At 61.2% G+C, this 21,891-nt stretch carries 23 protein-coding genes and 1 tRNA gene; 7 read left to right on the top strand and 17 right to left on the bottom strand.

Annotated elements, in window-relative coordinates; all coding sequences use genetic code 11:
• Nucleotides 1–46: 46 nt before the first annotated feature.
• Both ADU59_RS06230 and ADU59_RS06225 read right to left on the bottom strand, forming a co-directional pair.
• Nucleotides 47–469 carry a YciI family protein gene (locus ADU59_RS06230; RefSeq protein WP_068952821.1) on the bottom strand — a complete coding sequence of 141 codons (423 nt, stop codon included), beginning with the start codon at nt 467–469 and terminating at the stop codon, nt 47–49.
• A 127-nt stretch (nt 470–596) separates the two neighbouring features.
• Nucleotides 597–869, bottom strand: a complete 273-nt coding sequence (locus ADU59_RS06225) for a DUF2798 domain-containing protein (protein WP_068952819.1) — start codon at nt 867–869, stop codon at nt 597–599.
• A 153-nt stretch (nt 870–1,022) separates the two neighbouring features.
• Here ADU59_RS06225 and ADU59_RS06220 point away from each other — a divergent pair, with 153 nt between their 5' ends.
• On the top strand, nt 1,023–1,952 hold the full coding sequence (locus ADU59_RS06220) for a LysR family transcriptional regulator (protein WP_068952817.1): 930 nt from the start codon (nt 1,023–1,025) through the stop codon (nt 1,950–1,952).
• Between the two features lie 120 nt (nt 1,953–2,072).
• Entirely contained in the window at nt 2,073–4,166 is a 2,094-nt protein-coding gene (locus ADU59_RS06215; RefSeq protein WP_068952815.1) for a S9 family peptidase, read from the top strand.
• A 25-nt stretch (nt 4,167–4,191) separates the two neighbouring features.
• Here the strand turns inward: ADU59_RS06215 and ADU59_RS06210 are convergent, their stop codons facing one another.
• The 4 genes from ADU59_RS06210 to ADU59_RS06195 form a co-directional block, all read right to left on the bottom strand.
• Nucleotides 4,192–4,458 (bottom strand): hypothetical protein, encoded by a 267-nt coding sequence (locus tag ADU59_RS06210; RefSeq protein ID WP_068952813.1) that lies wholly within the window; start codon nt 4,456–4,458, stop codon nt 4,192–4,194.
• 154 nt (nt 4,459–4,612) lie between these two features.
• Complete coding sequence (locus ADU59_RS06205; RefSeq protein WP_068952812.1) at nt 4,613–4,798, bottom strand: hypothetical protein; 186 nt, start codon at nt 4,796–4,798, stop codon at nt 4,613–4,615.
• A complete protein-coding gene (locus ADU59_RS06200) occupies nt 4,795–5,631 on the bottom strand; it encodes a DMT family transporter (RefSeq protein WP_068952810.1) in 837 nt (278 codons plus the stop codon). The genes ADU59_RS06205 and ADU59_RS06200 overlap by 4 nt, the downstream gene beginning before the upstream one ends.
• The gene (locus ADU59_RS06195) at nt 5,628–6,209 is read right to left on the bottom strand and encodes a TetR/AcrR family transcriptional regulator (RefSeq protein WP_068952808.1); all 582 of its coding nucleotides are present in this window, start codon (nt 6,207–6,209) and stop codon (nt 5,628–5,630) included. The genes ADU59_RS06200 and ADU59_RS06195 overlap by 4 nt, the downstream gene beginning before the upstream one ends.
• 186 nt (nt 6,210–6,395) lie before the next feature.
• On the opposite strand from ADU59_RS06195, the gene ADU59_RS06190 reads away from it, so the two are divergent.
• Entirely contained in the window at nt 6,396–7,895 is a 1,500-nt protein-coding gene (locus ADU59_RS06190) for a protein adenylyltransferase SelO (protein WP_068952806.1), read from the top strand.
• A tRNA-Lys gene (locus tag ADU59_RS30520) sits at nt 7,860–7,954 on the top strand. Before ADU59_RS06190 ends, ADU59_RS30520 begins: the two co-directional genes overlap by 36 nt.
• A 248-nt stretch (nt 7,955–8,202) precedes the next feature.
• Here ADU59_RS30520 and ADU59_RS06185 read toward each other — a convergent pair.
• A complete protein-coding gene (locus ADU59_RS06185) occupies nt 8,203–9,027 on the bottom strand; it encodes a hypothetical protein (protein ID WP_068952804.1) in 825 nt (274 codons plus the stop codon).
• A gap of 185 nt (nt 9,028–9,212) precedes the next feature.
• On the opposite strand from ADU59_RS06185, the gene ADU59_RS06180 reads away from it, so the two are divergent.
• Entirely contained in the window at nt 9,213–10,502 is a 1,290-nt protein-coding gene (locus tag ADU59_RS06180; RefSeq protein WP_068952802.1) for an ImmA/IrrE family metallo-endopeptidase, read from the top strand.
• A gap of 404 nt (nt 10,503–10,906) precedes the next feature.
• Here the strand turns inward: ADU59_RS06180 and ADU59_RS06175 are convergent, their stop codons facing one another.
• Nucleotides 10,907–11,149 (bottom strand): hypothetical protein, encoded by a 243-nt coding sequence (locus tag ADU59_RS06175; RefSeq protein WP_068952800.1) that lies wholly within the window; start codon nt 11,147–11,149, stop codon nt 10,907–10,909.
• Nucleotides 11,150–11,524: 375 nt separating this feature from the next.
• On the opposite strand from ADU59_RS06175, the gene ADU59_RS06170 reads away from it, so the two are divergent.
• On the top strand, nt 11,525–13,867 hold the full coding sequence (locus ADU59_RS06170; protein ID WP_068952798.1) for a glucose/quinate/shikimate family membrane-bound PQQ-dependent dehydrogenase: 2,343 nt from the start codon (nt 11,525–11,527) through the stop codon (nt 13,865–13,867).
• 143 nt (nt 13,868–14,010) lie between these two features.
• On the opposite strand, the gene ADU59_RS06165 is transcribed toward ADU59_RS06170, so the two are convergent.
• The 4 genes from ADU59_RS06165 to bla all read right to left on the bottom strand — a co-directional run bounded on the left by ADU59_RS06165 (nt 14,011) and on the right by bla (nt 17,314).
• Nucleotides 14,011–14,547, bottom strand: coding sequence for a hypothetical protein (locus tag ADU59_RS06165; protein ID WP_244506360.1), 537 nt, complete (start codon nt 14,545–14,547; stop codon nt 14,011–14,013).
• 356 nt (nt 14,548–14,903) lie between these two features.
• Nucleotides 14,904–15,962, bottom strand: a complete 1,059-nt coding sequence (gene dmeF / locus ADU59_RS06160; protein ID WP_068952794.1) for a CDF family Co(II)/Ni(II) efflux transporter DmeF — start codon at nt 15,960–15,962, stop codon at nt 14,904–14,906.
• Between the two features lie 32 nt (nt 15,963–15,994).
• Nucleotides 15,995–16,267: a Ni(II)/Co(II)-sensing transcriptional repressor DmeR gene (gene dmeR / locus ADU59_RS06155; protein ID WP_068952791.1), complete on the bottom strand. Its 273-nt coding sequence runs from the start codon at nt 16,265–16,267 to the stop codon at nt 15,995–15,997.
• A gap of 165 nt (nt 16,268–16,432) precedes the next feature.
• Nucleotides 16,433–17,314, bottom strand: coding sequence for a class A beta-lactamase (gene bla, locus ADU59_RS06150; protein ID WP_068952790.1), 882 nt, complete (start codon nt 17,312–17,314; stop codon nt 16,433–16,435).
• Between the two features lie 378 nt (nt 17,315–17,692).
• Here bla and ADU59_RS06145 point away from each other — a divergent pair, with 378 nt between their 5' ends.
• Nucleotides 17,693–18,196, top strand: a complete 504-nt coding sequence (locus ADU59_RS06145) for a GNAT family N-acetyltransferase (RefSeq protein ID WP_068952788.1) — start codon at nt 17,693–17,695, stop codon at nt 18,194–18,196.
• Nucleotides 18,197–18,212: 16 nt separating this feature from the next.
• Here the strand turns inward: ADU59_RS06145 and ADU59_RS06140 are convergent, their stop codons facing one another.
• The 5 genes from ADU59_RS06140 to ADU59_RS06120 form a co-directional block, all read right to left on the bottom strand.
• The gene (locus ADU59_RS06140; protein WP_068952786.1) at nt 18,213–18,596 is read right to left on the bottom strand and encodes a type II toxin-antitoxin system VapC family toxin; all 384 of its coding nucleotides are present in this window, start codon (nt 18,594–18,596) and stop codon (nt 18,213–18,215) included.
• Nucleotides 18,593–19,099, bottom strand: coding sequence for a hypothetical protein (locus ADU59_RS06135; protein WP_068952784.1), 507 nt, complete (start codon nt 19,097–19,099; stop codon nt 18,593–18,595). Before ADU59_RS06135 ends, ADU59_RS06140 begins: the two co-directional genes overlap by 4 nt.
• 154 nt (nt 19,100–19,253) lie before the next feature.
• The gene (locus ADU59_RS06130) at nt 19,254–20,168 is read right to left on the bottom strand and encodes a cytochrome c (RefSeq protein ID WP_068952782.1); all 915 of its coding nucleotides are present in this window, start codon (nt 20,166–20,168) and stop codon (nt 19,254–19,256) included.
• A gap of 90 nt (nt 20,169–20,258) precedes the next feature.
• Entirely contained in the window at nt 20,259–20,696 is a 438-nt protein-coding gene (locus ADU59_RS06125; RefSeq protein WP_068952780.1) for a c-type cytochrome, read from the bottom strand.
• Between the two features lie 176 nt (nt 20,697–20,872).
• Nucleotides 20,873–21,802, bottom strand: a complete 930-nt coding sequence (locus ADU59_RS06120; RefSeq protein ID WP_202970062.1) for a LysR family transcriptional regulator — start codon at nt 21,800–21,802, stop codon at nt 20,873–20,875.
• Nucleotides 21,803–21,891: the final 89 nt, after the last annotated feature.

Below are 21,891 nucleotides of genomic sequence, written 5' to 3'. Positions count from 1 at the left end.
GCAAGGGCCGCGTCAAGCCACGGCGGCTCACGGCAAGAGGACGGCTTTAACGCTTGGCGGTCTTTTCACGCAGCCGCTCTTCCTGCTGCGCGATCTCCGGTGTCACGGCATCGCCGAAATCGGCCATCTCGAAGACCGGACGGATTTCCAGCTCGCCCGGGCCCGGCATCGGGTTGGGGCAACGTTTTGCCCACTCGATGGCTTCGGCCATGTCCTTGACCTCCCACAGCCAGAAACCGGCGATCAGTTCGCGGGTCTCGGCAAACGGGCCGTCGATGACGGTGCGGCCGGGACCATCGAAGGCGATCCGCTTGCCCTTGACCGACGGGTGCAGGCCCTCGCCGGCCATCATGATGCCGGCATTGACCAGCTCCTCGTTATACTTGCCCATGGCTTCCAGAAGTTCGCTCGTGGGCATGATGCCCTCTTCCGAGTCCCTCGTCGCCTTTACAATCACCATCACACGCATCGTCTTCTCCTCTGATTGGCGAAAGCCACATCGGCCTTCCCGATCATACGACGAACGAGCCCGCCTGCGATCGACATCATCACAAAACTTTTTTCAGAAAAGATCGGGACTTGGTATGAGCCTGATCCTAACGCATCTGGACGAATACCGGCACGAGACGGACAACCAGCGGCCGCACGATCAGGACGCAGACGAAGGCGGCCGGCATGGCAAGGCTGTAGGCCTTGAGGACGCCGGATACATAGCCGGCGGAAATGCCGTCCGATGCGGCAACGATGACGCAGGACATCAGGAAGGCCATGATCAGGGCCATGAAGAACGCGAAGACGACCGGGGCGGCGCGCATCGGCAATTTGCGGCTGCGCGCTCTGGGCGCCTCGGTGGCGATTGTCTGGGGCATGAAACTCTCCATTCTGAGCGATGCGGAAATCGGCGATGGCTTTGCACTGCGTTGATCTCTAGCCGGGTGGCCACGGTGCCGGTAGACGCTTGCGGCTTCACGCAGTACCAAGCTAAACTATCGAATGGATCAAATCATTCGGGCGAAAAGATTATGGACACCCTGCGCGGCATCGAGAGCTTCATCCGCAGCGTCGAGGAAGGCAGCATCGCCGCCGCCGCCCGCAGGCTTGGCATAACCCCGGCAGCCGCCAGCCAGAACATCGCCCGGCTGGAGCGCGATCTCGGCACCCGGCTGCTGCAGCGGACCACCCGCAAACTCGGCATGACGGAGAGCGGCCGGGTCTATTTCGACCGGGTGCGCCATATCGTCCACGATCTCGAGCTTGCCGCCACCGCGATCTCCTCTTTGCAGGATACGCCGCGCGGACCTCTGAAGATCGCCGCCTCCGTCGCCTTCGGGCGGCATGTCGTGGCGCCGCTCGTCCCCGCCTTTGCCGCCCGCTACCCGGAAGTCGATATCGAACTGGTGATCACCGACCGGGTGACCGACCATATTGCCGAGGGGATCGATGTCAGCGTGCGGTTTGCCGATCAGCTCGAACCCTCGCTGGTGGCGCGCAAGCTGGCCACCGTGCCGATGATGATCTGCGCTTCGCCGGATTATATTGCCCGCAAGGGCCGCCCTGCCCGGCCGGAGGATCTCATCCATCACGATTGCCTGATCTACCGGTTTGCCGCCCACGGACGCCTGTTCCGCTGGACCTTCCTGCGCGACGGGCTGCTGTTCGAGCCGGAGGTGCATGCCCGCATCGTCAGCAACGATATCGACACGCTGACGGAAATGACAATGGCCGGCGCCGGCATCGCCCGGCTCGGCGCCTTCATCGTCGAACCCCTGCTGAAACGGGGCCTTCTCGTCCCATTGTTCGGCCCGTCCTCGGGTGCGGATACGGCGATCACCGGGCATGCGCCGTTTGATTTCTACGCCTGCTATCTGGATCGCCACGCGCAAACGCCGAAAATCCGCGCCTTCATCGATCACATGGTCCAAAACCTCAAGGGACGCTGGAGCGGCGCCTGATCCGGCCGGGGCGGCAAGCGTGGATCGGGGCATAACCGGCCTCCCTCGCCTTTCCGCTTGATCGCCACGGCATGGCTCTCTATCTCATTGTCTCCGACCACATCGACCCCGGAGACATCCTTGTCCATCTTCAAGAACCTGCCCGCCGCTCCCGTCGCCCCGAAAAAGCCGGTGACGGATACCCGCCATGGCATCACGCGCACCGACGACTATGCCTGGCTGAGGGCCGACAACTGGCAGGCGATGTTCAAGGATCCCTCGATCCTCGATCCGGACATCCGCGCGCATCTCGACGCCGAGAACGCCTATCTGAAGGCGGCGATGGCTGATACGGACGCTCTGCAAAAGACGCTGTTTGCCGAGATGAAGGGCCGTATCAAGGAAGACGATAGCTCCGTTCCGGTCAAGGACGGCCCGTTCGCCTATGGCACCTTCTTCGTCACCGGCGGCGAGCAGCCGCGCTTTTTCCGCACGCCGCGCGATGGCGGCGAGCGCAGCGTGCTGCTCGACGGCGACAAGGAAGCCGAAGGCAAGGCCTATTTCCGGCTGGGTGGCATTGATCATTCGACCGATCACAGCCGTGGCATCTGGAGCTATGACGACAAGGGCTCGGAATATTACACTTTGCGCGTCCGCGACCTCGCCACCGGCGAGGACATGACCGACATCATCGAAAACACCGGCGGCGGTGGCGCTTGGGCGCCGGACGGCAAGAGCTTCTTCTACACCGTGCTCGACGATAACCACCGGCCTTCAAAAATCTTCCACCACGTCATCGGCACGCCGCAGAGCGACGACCGGCTGGTCTACGAGGAAGAGGATCCGGGCTTCTTCATGGGCGTCGGCGGCTCGATGCTCGACGATTTCATCTACATCGATATTCACGACCACGAGACCAGCGAATACTGGCTGCTGCCGACCTCCGACCTGACGGGCAAGCCGCAGCTGGTGGCCGCGCGCGAAACCGGGCTGGAATATTCGCTCTCCGAAGGCGGCGATGTCTTCTACATCCTGACCAATGCCGATGGCGCCAAGGATTTCAAGATCATGCAGACGCCGGTTGACAAACCAGGGCGGGAAAACTGGGTGGACGTCGTGCCGCATACGCCGGGCCGGCTGATCATCAGCCACATGGCCTTTGCCCGTCATCTCGTCTGGCTGGAGCGGGAAAACGGCCTGCCGCAGATCAAGATTCGCGACCGCAAGACCGGCGAGGAGCATTCGATCGCCTTTGCCGAGGAGGCCTATTCGCTCGGGCTATCGGGCGCTGCCGAATACGATACCGACGTCATCCGCTTTTCCTATTCCTCGATGACGACGCCGAGCCAGCTCTACGACTACAATATGGTGACGCGCGAGCGCACGCTCCTGAAGACGCAGGAAGTGCCGTCCGGCCACAACATCGACGACTACGTGACGCGCCGCGTCATGGCGCCCGGCTGGGATGGCGCCGAGGTGCCGGTGACCCTGCTCTACCGCAAGGACACCCCGCTCGATGGCTCTGCCCCCTGCCTGCTCTATGGCTACGGCGCCTATGGCATCGCCATTCCGGCCTCGTTCAACACCAATTGCCTGTCGCTCGCCGACCGCGGCTTCGTCTATGCCATCGCCCATATCCGCGGCGGCAAGGACAAGGGTTTTGCATGGTACGAAGACGGCAAGATGGAGAAGAAGACCAACACCTTCAAGGACTTCATCGCGGCGGCCGACTATCTGAATCAACAGAAGTTCACATCCTACGCGAACATTATCGCCGAAGGCGGATCGGCCGGCGGCATGCTGATGGGGGCGATCGCCAACATGGCGCCGGAGAAATTCAAGGGCGTGATTGCCGCCGTGCCCTTTGTCGATGTGCTCAACACCATGCTCGACGACACGCTGCCGCTGACGCCGCCGGAATGGCCGGAATGGGGCAATCCGATCGACTCAAAGGAAGCCTACGAGCGCATGGCTGCCTATTCCCCTTACGACAACGTCTCGGAAAAGCCCTATCCGGCGATCCTGGCGCTCGGCGGCCTCACCGACCCGCGCGTCACCTATTGGGAACCGGCAAAATGGGTGGCCAAGCTGCGCGAAAAGACCACCGGCAACGAACCGATCCTGATGAAGACCAACATGGACGCCGGCCACGGCGGCGCATCCGGGCGCTTCCAGCGGCTGGAGGAAATCGCATTCGAATATGCGTTTGCGATCAAGGTGGCGGGGAAGATGTAATCGGCGCGCTGCCGCCCTTGTCAGATCAGGCTTCACCCGCTGAGAGGCGGGTGAAGATGGAATCGAGAAGGAGGGCGCCCTTCTCATCCAGCCATATCAGGCACAGATCGCCCCATTCGTTGTAGTACATCAGGCGGGTACCGGCGATGACGAGGTTCGTGTGAATGGCCTGCTCCTGCATGTCCGGTTCTGCGAAATTGCGTTGCAGAAACGCCGCCAGAACCGGCAGATCCGCCTCGTCAAACTCCAGCGAACGATTGCCACCTTCCAGTTTCAGCAATGTGAACGTCATTCGTCTTCTTCCGGTCTCGATCGGAACGCCACGGTTCCCCACTTCCGGCTGAAATTCGGCCACATCGCCTCCACGTGCAAGCCCCGCGCATGTCTTGCAACCTGATTCACCCCTGCGACCCTGCAGGAAAAATCGGCGACAGCATCAGCAACTATTACCGCCGGCAGAACGGCAGCCAGATAGCGGGCAGCGCGCCCACGGACACACCGGGGACAAGCGCGCCGCCATCGAGGCGGAAATCAAGGAGGCGATCATGCGGCAGATGGGCGGCGAAACCGGTGCGGCTGCGACGACCAGCCTCAGCGTCTGATTGCGAAACGCCGGCCGCCGTCGCCGTCACGGCGTATATCCGAGGCAGATGGCGCCGATCGTGACAATCACGCAGGCCGCGATGCGGCGGGCGGTGAGGGCTTCGGCGAGGAACAGCCAGCCGATCAGGGCGGCGAAAACCACGCTGGTCTCGCGCAGCGCCGTGATCGGACCGGCCGGCCCAAGAGCGAAGGCCGCCACCACAACCCCGTAGGCCGAAAGCGCGACAATCCCTCCTCCCAACGCTTTCAGCGTTTCCGGTGCGCGGATATCCACGCGCAGCTTTCCCCGAAAGGCAATATAGGCTGCCGGCATCAGGGCGCCGTAGAGAACAAGAACCCATGCGATGTAGGCCCCGCTATGGCTAGCCTCACGGACGCCGATCGCATCCACAGTGGCATAAGCGGCGATGATCGCTCCGGTCGCCAGGGCAAACAGGATCGATGCGGTTGCGGCCCTGCCTTTTCCAAGCGAAAGGCTCATGATGCCGAGCGCAACGAGGAGGACGCCGGTCGTCTGAAAGGCGGTGGGACGATCTGCGGCAAACAAGAACCCGCCGGCAGTGACCAGCAGCGGCACGGTTCCGCGAATGATCGGATAGACCTGACCCAGCTCGCCATTGCGATAGGCTGCGACCAGAAAGACGCTGTAGCCGACCTGAAGGACGGCCGAGAGACCCACGTAGAGCCATGCCGAAGGAGCCGGAAGCGGAAGGATGAGCGCGAAGGGGATGGCGACGATCGTGCTGGAGAAGCTCATGACCGTGACGGACCACAGCCTGTCGGCACCGCTGCGCAGAAAGGCATTCCAGGTCGCGTGAAGGATTGCGGCAAGGAGGGCAAGGCCGATGACGGTCGCGGTCATTGCGGCATTGCCGGTCTGGAGACGAGGCTCGATGCCGCCTTCCTGGCCGCGCCGATGGCAGCTTCGCCCTGCCCCATCTGCGCCATGAGGGTCGCTCCCTCGAGCAGCATCAGCAGCGCCAGCGCTGCGGCTTCGGCCTGCTCTGCGGGCATGGCGTCTTCGAGGATCCGCTGCATCCGCAATTTCAGGCCGTTTTTCTGCTCGGCAACGGCCGAGAAGACCGGATGCCCGGGATCGGCGAATTCGGCAAGCGCATGGGCGAACAGGCAGCCGTGGAAATCTGCGGCTTGAAACCAGCGTTCGTACCAGTCGAAGATTGTCGCGATCTTGCGCTCCGGCGTCGCCGCCTCGTTCGAAAGGCGGTCCAGCTGCCGCTCGAAACGGCTGGCCCGGACATTCAACACCTCCACGATCAGGCCGTCCTTGCCCGGGAAGTGGCGGTACATCGTCATCTTGGCAACATCAGCCTCGGCGATGATCCGGTCTATCCCGGTCGCGTGGAAGCCGTGGCGTTTGAACAGGGCATAGGCCGTTGCGACGATATGCTGACGCTTGTCGATTTTTTCGGACGATGGCATGAGTTTGAACCAAGAGGTGAGACAGGTCTGTATCATTACTACCTCGGCGACGGCCGGTCAATATGGCCGTTCGCCATGCGTCCAATCCTCTCCATCGGGGTACCGCGACGCAGGCAAACCGTTGGATTTTTTATTACGGCGGGTCTGGCCGTTGCCGTTTGCAACGCAAGGACCTACCTTGGGGATATGAATACGCTCTCCGCACGAATGCCGTCAGGCCCCATCCCCTTCGACAACAGCTATGCCCGGCTGCCGGCGCATTTCCATGCGCGTGCCGATCCGACGCCCGTTTCCGAGCCGTGGCTGATCACGTTCAACCGGCCGCTGGCGGCGGAACTCGGTCTGGATGCGGATGCGCTGGAGCGCGAGGGGGCGGCGATCTTTTCCGGCAACCTGATCCCCGATGGTGCCGAACCGCTGGGCATGGCCTATGCCGGCCACCAGTTCGGCCAGTTCGTGCCGCTGCTCGGCGACGGGCGGGCGATCCTTTTGGGCGAGGTGATCGACAGGAACGGCAAGCGCCGCGATATCCAGCTGAAGGGGGCCGGCAAGACGCCCTATTCGCGGCGTGGCGACGGGCGGGCAGCACTCGGGCCGGTGCTGCGCGAATATATCGTCAGCGAGGCGATGCATGCGCTCGGCATTCCCGCGACACGGGCGCTTGCGGCCGTCGTCACCGGCGAACCGGTCTACCGCGAACGGGCGCTGCCCGGCGGCGTCATCACCCGCGTGGCGGCCAGCCATATCCGCGTCGGCACGTTCCAGTTTCTGGCGGCGCGCGGCGATACCGATGGCCTGAAGGTGCTGGCCGACTATGTCATCGACCGGCACTATCCGGACATCAAAAGCAGCGAGCGCCCCTATCTGGCCTTGCTTGAGGCGGTCGTGGAGCGGCAGGCTTCGCTGATTGCCCGCTGGCTTGCCGTCGGCTTCATCCATGGCGTGATGAACACCGACAATTGCGCGGTCTCGGGCGAGACCATCGATTTCGGCCCCTGCGCCTTTCTCGATGCCTATGATCCCGCCAAAGTGTTTTCCTCGATCGATCGCGGCGGACGCTATGCCTATGGCAGCCAGCCGGCGATCGGCCAGTGGAACATGGCGCGGCTGGCCGAAACCCTGCTGCCGCTGCTCGACCCCGAACCGTCGGAGGCCGTCAATCTCGCCAATGACGTGATCGCCGGTTACGGCGCGCGGTTCCAGAACCACTGGCTGGCCGGCATGAAGGCCAAGATCGGGCTTTACGCCGAAGAAGACGGCGATCTCGATCTGGTGCAGGGCCTGTTGAGCGCCATGCACCGCAACGAAGCCGATTTCACCCTGACGTTCCGCAGGCTATGCGATGCGGCCGAAAGCACCGCCGGTGACGCAGCGCTGCGCGGCCTCTTCACCGATCCCGCCGATATCGATGCCTGGCTTGTCGCCTGGCGGGAGCGCACCGGCCGCGAAACCCTTTCGGACGCACAGACGGCGGACGCGATGCGGACAGTCAACCCCGCCTTCATCCCGCGCAACCACCGCATCGAACAGGCCATCCGCGCCGCCGAGGACGACGGCGATTTCTCGCTGTTCGAGGCGCTGGTCGCGGTGCTGGCAAAGCCATACGAGGACCAGCCGGGGTTTGCCCCCCTGGCAGAGCCGCCGCTTCCCGACGAGCGGGTGCTGCGGACGTTTTGCGGGACGTGACGAAGAACTGCTGACTTTTAATCAGCGGGTCTGGGGTTCGAAGCCCTGCGCTCTCACCACAAAATCAAAGGCTAGCCTTTAAAAATTCCAGAAAATCGCTAAATAGCCCCGCACATCTCTCGCACAGTTTCGGAACGAAGAGGTCGGAGGTTCAAATCCTCTCACCCCGACCAGTATTTCAATGGGTTAAATAGAACTCAACCCTCAAAACCTCGTGCATGTAACATTGGTGTAACCGGTTATTAAATCTGGCGTTTGAAGCTTAGGGGGCACCCCCTTGGCGTGCAGCTTGAATTGCTCATCCGCTCTACGAAAGCGTCATATTGACGTTCATGTTGGCCGGGACGTGCAGACCCGCCTGGATGTTATTCGGCAAATTGACCGTAACGCTCTCTCCTTTTTTGGCGAGGCGTAGTTTTTTCATGGCGCGCACCAAAAGGGCCATAATGGCGATTGCACCGTGGTCATCGGCTGGATTGCATTCCATAGCCCCGAAGCTGATGCTTGTCTTCCTGCCACGTTTCTCATCCCAGTGAAGCCAACCAACACCGGATTTGATGTCCAGAAAGGGCAGCCATTCGCCGGTTTTTTCATCTTTCATGCTCATCGTCGGCCATGAACTGCCAATGCGGCAACCATGCTTGAAAGCATTATAGACGGTTTTGTTGGCGAGCAGGGAAGACTGCACACGGACGAATTTCACCACATCTTCCGACAAGGGCTCTGATGCCGAGCCATATACCCAGAATTTCTGCGATAGCCACTCACCAAAATCTGTAACGCCTTTTAGCGGCAATTCCGCAGGAATTTCCTGTCGCGCAACACTTTCCACCGCGCCATTGAAACGCGGGCCAAAGTATATTCTTGCAAAGCGCGGCACCGGGCCGTGCGGGTAACTTCCCAAGAGGGCAGTGAGCAGCGTCTCGGCGGCATGGAAGCGGATGAAACGCAGCGCCGACGCTTTCATTTCCTTCATGCCTTCAAGAAAATCCTCTCCAAAATCGGTGTCTTTCGATGCGAGGCCGCCGACTTTGAAATGTTGGTCAAGATTATCAGCGTAGTAGATGCAACTCGCTTGTTTCAAATGATACAGCGGGTCCAACTGTGACCAGAAAATATCGTCAATATTCATGAATGCTCCGATTACGGACAAGATACGCTGTAGGAGCGACCTCGTATAATCCGGGTGGCCGCCGACACTGGAGATCATATTCAGCGCTAGATGGGGAAGCAAGTTGGCCGCTATCACTTAGAAGTAGCGGAAAATAAGAAAATATTGGATCATTATTGGCTGGTTTATGCTGTCGAGGATCACTCGTGAATTCCACTGCCAAGGGCAATAAGCTCGAAGACGAGTTGTTCAAATATCTGATTGATCAGAAAGATAGGGGAGATCGTGTCTATGATTTGTATCCCTCAGACCTATGCAAAATTCGCAAGAAGCCGAAGTATGATTGCCCGGAGAGAAAGAAGCCAGTCGAATTTGATGTGGTCATCGAGGTTTACCGCGAGGGCAGAAAGACGCCCCATTCCTACGTCGTGTTTGAATGCAAAAACTACAAGTCCGGCATTCCAGAAAGCCGGGTGACTGATTTCTCAGACAAAATGGGGCGCATATTCGGGCATTCGGTCAAAGGTATTCTCGTTGTGTCAACGCGCTTGCAATCGGGTGCGGAAAACATCGCTAGAAGTAGGTCAATGGGCATCGTGAAGCTCAACGACACCGGACTGGACGTTGTGGCAGATCGCCGTCAGTGGCAGACCGTCGAAAGCGCCTTTGTGAAATCTCAGATTTTTGAGGGGGAAAATGACGTCAAATCTCTGAAATTTTCAGCTTATTTTGACGGGAGATTTTTCAGCAGCATAGGCCAGTTGTTGGAATGCTTTGGGCGTGATGCAGACGGCAAGCAGTCAAGTGGGGTAAGCAGAGTTTCCGTGCCATATATTTCCCCGGACGACATCAGGGCTTTCGCCACTGAGGTTCTGGAGGGGGTCGACTACAAAGCGGGCGCAGTCGATCTCAAGGCAGTATGCGCGGCGATGTCCCTGAAACTTAAGTTCAGCCGAAAGAATGTCTTCGATGAAGATGGTATGTTGATTTTAGGTTCGGCAAATTTCGACCGCAACTCGATTGAAATCAACGCTCACGACAACGGATTTCGAGAGCGCTTCACCATCGGCCATGAAATCGGCCACTTCTGTCTTGGGCACGGATGTTATCTGCGCTCAGAGACGGTAATTGAGCGGGACTTGCTGGTAGATGCGGAGGCGTCAGAGAGTTTCGACATTACACGGTTGGAAGTGCAAGCTAATCTATTCGCATCGGAGATCATTCTTCCTGATCAGGTCTTCCGGATAGCTGTCGAGGTCGGTCGTAAAAGGCTAGATATGCGAGATATCGGTTTTGGCGGCATCTACGTTGATGACAATCCTTGGACCTATCAACCCTACAATCAGCTGATTTCAGACCTTTCCCAGTATTTTCGCGTTTCGAGAGAAGCTACGGAAATTAGATTGAAGAAACTCGGGCTTGTGAATGATCAACGCAAGTACGGCGACGCGGGCGCAAATCTGATTGGACGAATATTTGCTAATATCCAGACTTAGGGGCCAGCCCCTCGGTGCGCGGGCTTTTACTGCCCGAGTTGCCTGATCCTCAATACCATCCAACCGGAGCATTGCGCGTTGCCCGTGACCGGCTACCTCTCACACTTCACCGACCCATCGCGTGTCGCGCAGGCGGCGGTCCGCTTGCCTACGTCACCGCCGACCTGGACGCGGCGGGAAATTCCTGTAAATGGCGGAAACATGAGGAAGGTTTGCGGCAACTCCCGCTCGTCTAATCACGCAAACGTGAGCAGTTGCCAGACCGCCACGAAGGCCACTAAAGGCATCGCTCACGCGCACACAGATACACACAGTCACAACGATGATGAAATTTACTATTTAATATCAATTATTTATTACTTATCTGTTCTGACTTTTGATCAGCGGGTCTCTTTCCTAAAAACCTACTCCCAATCACCGCTGCCGTCGGCCGCCGTGCAGCCATAGGGCGGCAGGCGGTCGGCGAAATTGGCTTTCAGCTGCGCGCAGCCCCATTGGCGCAAGGGTTTCGGCATGCGCAGGTTCAGCTCGATGCCGACCTCGTCGAGCGGATCGCTGGTATTGGTGACATAGAGCAGCCAGCGACCGCCGATGACGACGGCCACCGCGATGATCGCGACCAGCAGGACAGTCAGTAATTTCTTCATGTTCAGCCTCGTTGCGATTCGGGATGCCGATCCATTATCTCATTTCGGCCCCCAGCCGAAATCCTTTCGCACCGCCCGCCCTGCCTGCCGCGCGCTAACCGCCCACCTGCCCTGCATAATTTTAATGGCTGTGCCGAAATGTGGCCATTGAAAGGCAGGCACGCTGCGTTATGTTCGGTGACGACACGCGCGGCGATTGGGTCTTTTCCATGCCGCCCGTCCACCCGACGAAGGATCACCGCGCACCAGAACGATCCGGCGCGATGGCCAGCCTGCAGACCGGAATGCCTTTCCCTGAGGCCTTGGACCCAAGTGCCACGCCGCCGGAAGCAAGATTGCTGAGCGGACGCGGCTTTCCACAACGGGAGATACTTCATGTTGATTTTCTTGACGGCCGCCGTCTTTGCACTGATCGGGCTCGCGCTCGGCGCGGGTGGGCTCTGGCTCATCGTGCTCGGCGGCAGCTGGTACTATCTTCTGGCCGGCATCGGCTTTCTCCTCACCGCATTCCTTTTGTTTGCGCGGCGTGGCGCCGCACTGACGGTCTATGCGATCGTCATTGTCGCGACGCTCGCCTGGGCGATCTGGGAGGTCGGCTTCGACTGGTGGCAGCTCGGCCCGCGCGGCGGCGTCATCATCCTGCTCGGCCTCTGGCTGCTCCTGCCGGCCATCCGCCGCCGCCTCGGCTTTACCAGCCCGTCGGGCGAGGCCTACCGGCCGAGCGCCCTGCCGCTGTCGGTGGCGGTCCTCGCCTCGATCGTGGTTGCCGGCTATTCGATGACGCAGGACCCGCTCGACCATATCGGCAACCTGCCGACCGCCGCCGCGACCGCGACGCCGGATCTCGGCGGCAACATGCCCGACGGCGACTGGCACCAATATGGCCGCACCCCCTACGGCCAGCGCTATTCGCCGCTCGCCCAGATCACGCCCGAAAACGTCGGCAAACTGGCGGTCGCCTGGCAATACCAGACCGGCGACGTGAAGAAGCCGGATGACGTCGGCGAGACCACCTATCAGGTGACGCCGCTGAAAGTGCGCGACACGCTCTATCTCTGCACGCCGCACAACTGGGCCATCGCGCTCGATGCGGCCACCGGCAAGGAAAAGTGGAAATACGATTCCAACTCCGGCATGAACCCGGACCGGCAGCACCAGACCTGCCGCGGCGTCAGCTATTATGCCGATCCGGCGGCCGTGGCCGGCAGCCCCTGCGCCGAACGCGTCTACCTGCCGACCTCGGACGCGCGGCTGATTGCGCTCGATGCGGCCAATGGCCAGATTTGCACGAGCTTTGCCGATCAAGGCACACTGCATCTGGAAGCCGGCATGAAATACAATCCGGCCGGCTATTATTACTCGACCTCGCCGCCGGTTGTCACGCAGGGCAAGATCATCGTCGGCGGTGCCGTCAACGACAACTATTCGACGCAGGAGCAGTCCGGCGTCATCCGCGCCTTCGACATCAACACCGGCGCGCTGATCTGGAACTGGGACAGTGGCAATCCGGACGTGACGACGCCGCTGCCGGAAGGCCAGACCTATACAACCAACTCGCCCAACAGCTGGTCCGTCTCCAGCGTCGACGAGAAGCTCGGGCTGATCTACGTGCCGCTCGGCAATCAGGTGCCCGACCAGCTCGGCATGAACAGAAGCGAGCATGTGGAGAAATATTCCTCCTCGATCGTCGCGCTCGACCTTGCCACGGGTGCTGTACGCTGGGTGCGCCAGACCGTGCATCACGACCTCTGGGACATGGACGTTCCGGCCCAGCCGGTGCTGCTCGACATCAACGGCAAGGACGGCCAGCCGGTTCCGGCGCTCGTTGGCCCGACCAAGCAGGGCGATCTCTACGTGCTTGACCGCAGGACCGGCGAGCCGATCATCCCGATCAGGGAAATCCCTGCTCCGACCGGCGCAATCCCCGAGGATTTCACCGCGCCGACACAGCCGATCTCCGACCTCACCTTCTCGCCGCCGCCGCTGACGGGCAAGAACATGTGGGGCGTGACGATGTTCGACCAGCTCGCCTGCCGGATCGAGCTGAAGCGGCTGAAATATGAGGGCCGCTACACACCGCCGTCGCTGCAGGGCAGCCTGATCTATCCCGGCAATTTCGGCACGTTCAACTGGGGTTCGGTCGCGGTCGATCCGGAGCGGCAGGTGATGTTCGGCATGCCGACCTATCTCGCCTTCACCTCCCGGCTTGTGCCGCGCGCGCAGATCCCGCCGAAGGGGCAGGACGAAAAGGGTTCCGAACAGGGCCTCAACCGCAATGACGGTGCGCCCTACGGCGTCGTCATGGGCCCCTTCCTCAGCCCGCTCGGCATTCCCTGCCAGGCGCCGCCATGGGGCTATGTCACCGGCGTCGACCTGCAGACCGGCCAGACCGCCTACAAGCACAGGAACGGCACCGTCCACGACATGACGCCGCTGCCCCTGCCCTTCAAGGTCGGCGTTCCCGGCATCGGCGGCCCGATGATCACCAAGGGCGGCGTTGCCTTCCTCGGTGCCGCGGTCGACAACTATATCCGCGCCTATGACCTGACCAGCGGCAAGGTGCTCTGGGAAGGCCGGCTTCCGGCCGGCGGCCAGTCGACACCGATGAGCTATGCCACCGATGACGGCACGCAATTCGTCCTGATCGTCGCCGGCGGCCATGGCTCCGTCGGCACCAAGCCGGGCGATTACGTGATCGCCTATACGTTGCCGAAGTAACGGGCTGGCGGCAAAGTCTAAGATGGCCGGTGGGGTGACCCGCCGGCCATAATCAAATGTGAAATCGGACTGCCTGCGGTGGCGATTTTGTCGCGAACCGTGAGATTTCCGCGACAATCAACGGAAAGGCATTCGTCACCGCCTCATTGGCTCGGTCCGATATTGATTACAGCGGACGAACCTACCTGAGTAAAGGAATATTCGACTGCACCTCGCTTCCACGAAGCCGATATCATTTCTATCGCGTCCTCCTTGTCGAGATTGTCGGGTGCACCAAGCCGCTGCGACAATGCATCCAGCAATCCGGCAGGTTTCCTCGCCGAATATGCACATGCTTTGTGTCCGTTTGGACCGACAGCAACCCAAAAAGACAAGGCCTCGGCTCCATCCGTATTATCACGCCGCCAGCCCACGACCTCCACGGAGCCACCATTGTAGCCAACGAAATGAGTTCGCCATTCCTCTGTTTCTGCATTGGTTAGGCGCGGCCAGCCAAGTTCATCGCCCTTCACTATCGCTGCCTGCACAGTGGGCGCTTCGCAGATATTGAGAAGGCGGTCTACCGTCATGTCCACCGGCATCGCCGTGGCAGTTCCAATATTGAAAAATCCGGCGCAAATGCCGCTGATAACCGTTATGCGCATGCACATTGCGCCTTCTTCCTCGACCTCAAAATACAACTATCTTGCTGAAACGCCGCAAAATTGGATGTTATACGACGGTCAGGCGAAGGGAATGCTTCACGGAAATATCTACAGCAAGATAAGCTGTCGGCAACGCCCGTGCCGCAACCGAACCCTGCATCAGAAGATACTTGTTTGCCACATTTCAGTTCGGGGCTGGCGGGCACTGACCGGTTATTTCTGAAATTTCGGGTAAACCCGGCGGTAAAATCCCCAGCGAAACTGAGTTTTTTGCGAACGGCTTTTGCTCGAGAAAACAGCCCCCGTTTCAGTGAGCTGCGGAGGGATCTGGCGGCATCTTGTTTACGAACCGGCCGGCAAAGAACACCGACCAGCCGTTTTCCCCTCCCCGCCTATGCCGCGACCGGCGTCACCTCGACCGTCAGATGCGACAGGCCGGTCAGTGCGGCCAGCTTTTCCTTGTAGAAGGCCGGCGGATGCGGGGTTTGGCTGGCGATGGCGACGATTGCGGCGTTGTGGCCGGGGCCGACCTGCCAGACGTGAAGATCGGTGATCGTCTCCTGCGGCGTCTCGATCCGTTCGCGGATTTCGGTCTGCAGGCCGGTGACGGCGTCGGTTGCGTCGATGAGGATCAGGCCGGTCTGGCGGATCAGCCCCCATGACCAGTGGGCGATGACCAGCGCGCCGACGATGCCCATCAGCGGGTCGAGCCACAGCCAGCCATAGATGCTGGCCGCCACAAGGGCGACAATGGCCAGCACCGATGTCAGCGCGTCCGCCATCACATGCAGATAGGCCGAACGCAGATTGTTGTCGGCGGCGGGCGCGCGAGCCGCATGACCGTGCGCGTGGTCATGATCATGGCCGTGATCGTGATGGCTGTGGGCGGCATCGTCGTGATGCGGGTGTCCGCCGGCAGGGTGCTGGTGGCTGCCGTGGTGGCCATGATGGCCATGGCCGGCATGGCCGGCATGGCCGGCATGACCGTGATGCTGATGGTCGTCCTTCAGCAGGAAGGCGGACACAAGATTGACGGCAAGACCGGCCACCGCCACGGCAATGGCCTGCGAGAAGCTGATCGCGACCGGATTGGCGAGCCGCAGCAGGCTTTCCCAGCCGATCAGCATGGCGATCAAGGCCAGCACGATGGCGCTGGCGAAACCTGCGAGATCGCCGAGCTTGCCGGTGCCGAAGGTGAAGCGTGGATTGCGGGCCTGCCGTCTCGAATAGAGATAGGCGAGCGCGGTGATCAGCATGGCGCCGGCATGGGTGGACATATGCCAGCCGTCGGCCACCAGCGCCATCGATCCGTAGAGGTGGCCGGCGGCGATCTCGGCCACCATCATCGTCGCCGTCAGCGCGATGACCAGCCAGACGCGGCGTTCATTGCGCTGGTGACCGGCGCCGAGATAGACATGTTCGTGAACCAGTTTCTCCGTCGGCAGCGCCATGGCGCGATCCTTTCAAGGTTGAAGCGCGCCGTTCAGCGCACATAGGTCCGCAGCACGGCGGACAATTCATCGACGGCCCTCGATCGCTCCGCGTCGCTTTCCGCCAGAAGCACATGCTCGCGCAGATGATCCTCCATCACCTCGCCCGTCAGCCCGTTCAGCGCACCGCGAATGGAGGAGAGCAGCTGCAGGATATCGCCGCAGGGGGTTTCCACCTCCAGCGCCCGCTCGACGGCCTCCATCTGGCCCTTCAGGCGGCGCACGCGCGCCAGAAGCTTGGTCTTTTCACGAATGGTATGGGACATGGTGATCTCGCTGATACTATAGGGGGGTATAGTATATCTTACGGGATGCGACAAGACGGCATCGGCCTACACGACCGGACCGTTGAATCAGCACAGCCGGCGGCGGTACGGGACCGGCGCCGGCTGTGTCTGGGCGTTCATGATGGTATCGAGGAAGCGGCGGCCTTACGCCATGGCGGCGATCAGCTTGCCGACTGCGGCAAAGACCGGCTCGAGTTCCCTGATCGGCTTCTTGCCCTCGGCGATGTAGACGGACGCCAGGATGGTGTGGCCGGCGCGCGGCCGCATGAAGCCGATATCGCCCGCTTCGCCGTGGCCGCTGGTGCCGGTCTTTTCACCGACCGTCCAGCCGGCGGGAAGCCCTGCCCTCAGCCGCTTTCCACCGGTCGTGTTGGCCACCAGCCAGGCAGCGAACTGATCGCGCGAGGCCGGTGAGAGCACACCCTCGAGCAGCAGCTTGCCGAGTGTGCGCGTCATCGCCGCAGGCGTCGTCGTGTCGCGCGGATCGCCGACTTTCGCTTCGTTGAGTTCCGGCTCGATCCGGTCGAGACGGGTGGCCTCGTCGCCGATCGCGCGCAGCCACGCCGTCAGCCGTGACGGGCCGCCGAAACTTGCCAGCAGCAGGTTGGCGGCCGCGTTGTCGCTATAGGTGACGGCCGCATCGCAGAGTTCGCGCACCGTCATGCCCTTGCCGACCTGCTTTTCGACGACGGGCGAATAGGACAGAAGGTCCGTCTTTGCGACGGGAATGCGCCGGTCGAGCTTTTCCGCGCCCTTGTCGACCCGCGCCAGCACGAAGGCTGCCGCCAGCGCCTTGAAGGTCGAGCACATGGCGAAACGCTCGTCCTGCCGGCGGCCGAAGGAGGCATTGCTTGCCGTATCGACGACGAAGACGCCGAGGCGCCCGCCGGTGCGCTTTTCCAGCGCCGCAAGCTGTTTGTCGATGTCGTTTTCGGCGGAAAAGGCGGCTCCGGCGCTGAAGCCGGCAGCGGGCAGCAGCAGACTGGAACCGATGATGAAGGACCGGCGATTGAGTGTGAACAGCATATGGTGACCTCTCCCAGGATGAATCCAAAAGCGCCGGCAAGTCCTTGAGCGGAATGATCAATATGAGACAATTCCAAATGACGGCGACCGGCGCCGGCGATCATCCCTAGGCAGAGATTGTGGCCGGTCTTGGCCGGAAAAGCGGCGTTCACGGATCTTGTTTCGACCATAAAAATGAATCGAGGTGCAATTTCCGATTGACAAAATCCGGGAAAAGGAGAAATTGCCCGCCATGATCAGAACCGCGAACATCAACCGTTGGTATTTTACGCTGCTCCCATAGGTGCGGCTGTCTGATCTCGTTCAAACAAGCCGCCGTCAGGCGGCTTTTGTTTTTGAACGGCACCTGATGGCGGGAAAGTCATAAGGAGCCTCGACATGCTGCAGACTGCCACCCCGACACCGCTTCTCCATCCCGCCACGCGCGCACCGATGGTCACCATCCGCACCGCCAAGCAGCGCGACCTTCCGGCCTTGCGCGAAATGATCGCCGAGCTTGCCGCCCATCACGGCGATGCCGCCGCCGTCACCCCGGAAAACCTGGAACGCGACCTGTTCGGCCGCATGCCCTGGATCACGGCGCTGGTGGCCGAAGCCGGCGGCGAACTGATCGGCTACGCCATTCTCGTTCCGCTCTACCGCGCCCAGCAGGGTGTGCGCGGCATGGAACTGCACCATCTCTATGTCCGTCCCGGCCATCGCGGCACCGGCATCGGCCGCCATCTCGTCGCCAAGGCCCGCGAGCAGGCCCGCATGGCCGGCGCCACCTACCTTTCCGTCAGCGCCGCCACCGGCAATTTCCAGGCGCACCGTTTCTACGAATCGGAAAACTTCACCCCCGGCCCGGTAACCGGCATGCGCTATCTGCAGACGCTGGCGTGAGGGAGCGCACGCCGCCTCAGCGGATGACGATGACCACACATGGAAGGTCAAGCCGCGACCAGACGCGGTCAGCAGTAATAGCCGGGGCCCGATCGGCCACGGCCAAAGCCAGGCAGGCGCGATCGGCAAAGGACAGGCCGAACTCCCGGCTTTTCGCGCGCAGGCCGGCAGCCGTCGCGGCCGCTGCGGCGTCGAAGGCCACGATTTCCAGCCCAAGCGCGCCGAGAAGAGCGAAAGCCTCCCCGGCATCGATGCCCTTGTCGATCAGCTTGGCGCCTGCTTCCGAATAATTCACGGCCGAAACGCGGCCGCCGGACAGGTGCGCAGCCGCCTGAGCGGCACCCGGCTCGGCAAACGCCATGGCCAGAAGAGCCGAGGCATCGAAGATCGCACCGCTCATTCGGCATCTGCCTCGGCACGGCGCTCAGTGATCAGCTCTTCCGAAACCAGACTGCCTGGCGTGGCCAGTCCGCGCGTCCGGCGCTGAAGCCGATGAAGTGCGCCGCGCGGTGAAACGATGCGCAACTCGCCATCGACCACCGAAATGGTCGCGCGGCCATCGCCATCCAGCAGCATGGCCCGGCGCATGTCTTTCGGCAGAACCAGATGACCTTCGGCCGAAATCGTAATGGACCGGAATGCCACCGAGCCAAGCGACGGTTCTTCCATAGCCGGATCAATCCCCCCGGCGTCATCCTCTTGCCGTTTCTGCGACAAAAACGCCTTTTTCCAATGGGAATATTGTGTGAAGCCCGTTCCCGAATGACCGCCTTCGGCAACATAGATGTCAACAACATCGCGCCCTGACGGCAGCAGGCCATTTCTGGACACAAGTTCATCGCAAATCTGCCAGATCCGCGCCTTTTCCGATCCGGGCCGGATCGAGAGATGCAGCATGTTCATCTTCCGCTCCTCATTTATCGCCTACTGAAATGATAAGTAATCGACAAAATTGGAAAGTAAACAAAAACACACGGAGATTTTCTAATTTAACGTTATATGCCGAGATATAACGTTAAATCGCCGATTTTTGCAGAATGCTTACCCCGCCAGACGATCACTTCGCCGGCACCGCCTTCAGATAGGCCGCGATCGCCTCGCGGTCGCTGGCGGGCAGTTTGGCCATGTTCTGCTGGACCTCGACCATCGAGCCGCCGGCCGAATCGAACTCGGGCGTGAAGCCGGTTTCGAGGTAATTGGCGATATCGCTTTCGCTCCAGCTCCCGATGGTTTTCGAGCCCGGGGTGATGTCGGGAATGCGGCCCTCACCCTCCGGGTTGGGCGCACCGGCCAGCCACTCAGCCGCCTCGAAGCCGCCGAGCGCATTGCGCGGCGTGTGGCATTCGCCGCAATGGCCGGGACCTTCGACGAGATACTGGCCGCGGGCGATCTTCGGATCCGACGTATCGACCGTCACCCGCGGCTTGTCGGTGAAGAACAGCAGCTTCCAGCCGCCGAGCGAGAGACGGATGTTGAACGGGAACGGCAGGTCATGCGGCGGCGCGACATTGGCGCTCTTCGGCAGGGTTTTCAGGAAACCCCAGAGGTCGTTGATATCTTTCGATGTCAGCCGGGCATAGGAGCCATAAGGGAACGACGGATAGAGATGCTCGCCCTGTTTGCCGACGCCGCGCGTCATCGCGTTGCCGAAATCGGCAAGCGTCCAGCCGCCGATGCCGGCCGTCTCGTCCGGGGAGATATTGGGGACATGGAAGGTGCCGAACGGGCTTTTCAGCGGCAATCCGCCGGACAGAACCAGCTTGGCATCGCCTTCCGATTTTGCCGCCGCGTGACAGCTGGTACAGCCCCCCGCCCAGAACAGCTGTTCGCCATTGGCGACATCCGGCGCTCCAAGCCCATCCCAATGCGCGGCCGGCCAGGGATCGGGCCTGGTCAGCCACCAGGCGGCGCCACCGGCGACGACGCCAAGGACAACCACCGCCGATACCAGCTTTCGAACACGTGCGCCCATCGCCATTTCCTCCTGTCCAGGATACGGGATCAGGCGCGCCGGCAAATGCCGGCACGCCTGATCGAATGTTTGGAATGGTGTGCCCTACCGCTATTTCTTGACGCGATAGAGCTGATGACAGTCGCCGCAACTCTTGCCGATGACGCCGAGCGCTGCGCCAACGCCGGCCTGGTCCGCCGGAAGCTGGGCGAGCACCGTATCGGCATCGGCGCCGAGCTTGGTGGCATGGGATTTGAAATCGTCCATGTTGTCCCAGATTTTCGGACTGGCCTCGGAATTGGCTTCCGATCCGGCCGGGAACTGATCCGGGAAGGCCTTGATGTTGGTGCTGATCGTCGTCAGCGCCGTCTTGACGACATCGGCATCATACGGCTTCTCGCCCTTGGCGATCCCGGCAAGCGCCCCCATCGATCCGCCGATCTGCTTCATCAGCCCTTCGCGGACCTTGACCGGATCATCCGCAGCGATGACGGCGCTTACGCCGCAGCCTGCAATCACGAGGGCCGTCAGTATCGTTTTCAGCTTCATCAAAGTCTCCAGCTCTGGCGAGGCGCCGCCGGCTTGGCGAAGCGCGCCTCTCTATCGATGCGCGGGCATGATTGCATTTTAGCGCCTCGAGGGAAGTAACATTTTTTTGAAACGGATGTCTTTTCAGTGTCGTAACCGCCTGATTAAACAAGACTATATTACTCATATTTGTGCAATCACCCGAATCCGGAGAGCGGGGCAGCGGCCGCAACGGATGCGACGATCATCTCCCGCAGCCAGCGAAGGGCCGGATCGCTCCGGCGCCTCCTGTGCGAAATCTGGCCGAAGGGAATGGTGGGAAGCGGGATCGGCGGAGGAAGAACGACCAGCCGGTCGTCCTGCAAGGTGGATTTCAGGCTGGTGCGGGCCACGGTCAGAACCAGATCGGTTCCCGCGATCGTCTTGGGCGCCACGCTCCAATGCGGGATGATCAGCGCAACACGCCGCGCATATCCCGCCGCATGGATCGCCGCATCGATTTCGGTGGACGCCTCGCCATGAACAGCCACCAGCGCATGCGGGCGGGCAAGGTAACTTTCGAAGTCGATCGACTGCGCGGATGGGGGGAGTGTCGCGCGGTCGACCAGACAGGCATAGTCATCGTTGAGCAAATGTTCCGGCAGGATCGGTTCGGGCAGTGACGGAAACACACCCAGCCCGACATCGATATCCCCATCCATGACCCCGGCGATCATTCCTTCGCGGCTCAACTGCATGACGGCAAGATCGATGTCCGGAGCAGAGCGCCGAAGCTCGCGCAACAGGTTCGGCAAGACGATCTCCGCCCCGTAGTCGGACATTGCCAGCCGGAACGTGTGCCGGGTGCGGCCCGGCTCGAAACCGTCGGGCCCCAGCACGGTGCGGATCTGGGCCAGCGCCTCGGCCAGCGGCTTCGACAGCTCCATGGCCCGGATGGTCGGCGCCAGCCCGCCGCCCTGCCGGGTCAACAGCGGATCGCCGAGAAGGGAGCGCAGGCGCGCCAGCGCGTGGCTGACGGCCGGCTGGCTCATGTTCAGGCGCAGCGCCGCGCGCGACACATGCCGCTCGACCAGCAGCGCATCGAGGACGACAAGAAGGTTGAGGTCGATTCCGCGAAGATTATTCATATGGCGCATAATATGTGAGGAAATACGAAATTCAAATGGCTGGCATGGATAGCTAGAAGGAAGGCCTGTTCATATGAGAAAGGGCTTTC

Origin of the sequence: Pararhizobium polonicum (assembly GCF_001687365.1) — a bacterium.
Lineage (GTDB): Bacteria > Pseudomonadota > Alphaproteobacteria > Rhizobiales > Rhizobiaceae > Pararhizobium > Pararhizobium polonicum.
The sequence above is the reverse complement of the archived record's forward strand: the minus strand, read 5'-3'. Positions and strand labels throughout refer to the sequence as shown.